1 protein-coding gene is annotated in these 1,836 nt (G+C 57.8%); it reads right to left on the reverse strand.

The genetic code is table 11. From position 1 onward, the window contains the following. The coding region (locus tag J1G35_RS30520) for a hypothetical protein (RefSeq protein WP_223016862.1) at window positions 1-1,836 on the reverse strand (1,836 nt) is incomplete at both ends.

The raw sequence follows: 1,836 nt of genomic DNA on the forward strand, positions 1-1,836 counted from the left end.
AGTAGCCGTCTACGTTGCTGTTGCCGGTGAAGGAAACAGTCAGGCCTTCGCGTGGTGTTTCTTCATCGGTCGCGGTGAAGCGGCCAGCGACAGTGCCCGCTGTAGCGGAGTTCTCATCAATAGTGACTGGCGCGACGCTGATCACTGGCACGTCGTTATGCAGAGTGACCGTCGGCTGGCCGGTGCCATTGGAGCTAAGCCCCTCAGGGTCGGTAACCGTCAGATCAATCTTCGGCAGTTGATTGCCGGCGTTAACAAAGTCCGCACCTTTCTGGGTCAGTACAACGTTGTTGCCAGACAGGCTGTAGTAGCCATCTACGTTGCTGTTGCCGGTGAAGGAAACATTCAAACCTTCGCGTGGTGTTTCTTCATCAGTCGCAGTGAAGCGGCCAGCGACAGTGCCCGCTGTAGCGGAGTTCTCGTCGATGGTGACTGGCGCAACGCTGATCACTGGCACGTCGTTGTGCAGAGTGACCGTCGGCTGGCCGGTGCCATTGGAGCTAAGCCCCTCTGGATCGGTAACCGTCAGATCAATCTTCGGCAGTTGATTGCCGGCGTTGACGAAGTCAGCGCCCTTCTGAGTCAACACAACGTTGTTGCCGGACAGGCTGTAGTAGCCGTCTACGTTGCTGTTGCCGGTGAAGGAAACAGTCAAACCTTCGCGCGGCGTTTCTTCATCAGTCGCAGTGAAGCGGCCAGCGACAGTGCCCGCTGTAGCGGAGTTCTCGTCGATTGTGACTGGCGCAACGCTGATCACTGGCACGTCGTTATGCAAGGTGACAGTCGGCTGGCCGGTGCCATTGGAGCTGAGCCCCTCAGGATCGGTAACCGTCAGATCAATCTTCGGCAGTTGATTGCCAGCGTTAACGAAGTCAGCGCCCTTCTGGGTCAGTACAACGTTATTGCCAGACAGGCTGTAGTAGCCGTCTACGTTGCTGTTGCCGGTGAAGGAAACAGTCAGGCCTTCGCGTGGTGTTTCTTCATCGGTAGCAGTGAAGCGGCCAGCGACGGTACCCGCTGTAGCGGAGTTCTCGTCGATGGTGACTGGCGCGACGCTGATGACCGGCACGTCGTTGTGCAGGATGACAGTCGGCTGCCCAGTGTTGTGGGAGTTCAGGCCTTCAGGGTCGGTGACGGTTAGGTCGATCTTCGGCAGTTGATTACCGGCGTTAACGAAGTCAGCGCCCTTCTGAGTCAACACAACGTTGTTGCCGGACAGGCTGTAGTAGCCGTCTGCGTTGCTGTTGCCGGTGAAGGTGATCGTCAGACCCGCGCGCGGCGTTTCTTCGTCGGAGGCCGTGAAGGTACCGGCGACAGTACCCGCCTTAGCGGCGTTCTCATCGAGGGTATTGGCCGCGATGGTGATCACCGGGATGTCGTTGTGCAGGGTGACGGTCGGCTGACCAGTGCTGTGAGAGTTCAGGCCTTCAGGGTCGGTGACGGTCAGGTCGATCTTCGGCAGTTGGTTGCCGGCGTTAACGAAGTCGGCGCCTTTTTGCGTCAACACAACGTTGTTGCCAGACAGGCTGTAGTAACCGTCTACGTTGCTGTTGCCGGTGAAGGAAACAGTCAAACCTTCGCGCGGCGTTTCTTCATCAGTCGCAGTGAAGCGGCCAGCGACAGTGCCCGCTGTAGCGGAGTTCTCGTCGATGGTGACTGGCGCAACGCTGATCACTGGCACGTCGTTATGCAAGGTGACAGTCGGTTGGCCGGTGCCATTGGAGCTAAGCCCCTCTGGATCGGTAACCGTCAGATCAATCTTCGGCAGTTGATTGCCGGCGTTAACGAAGTCAGCACCTTTTTGCGTCAGTACAACGTTGTTGCCGGACAAGCTGT

Source organism: Pseudomonas sp. SH10-3B, from assembly GCF_019891415.1.
Taxonomy (GTDB): Bacteria; Pseudomonadota; Gammaproteobacteria; order Pseudomonadales; family Pseudomonadaceae; genus Aquipseudomonas.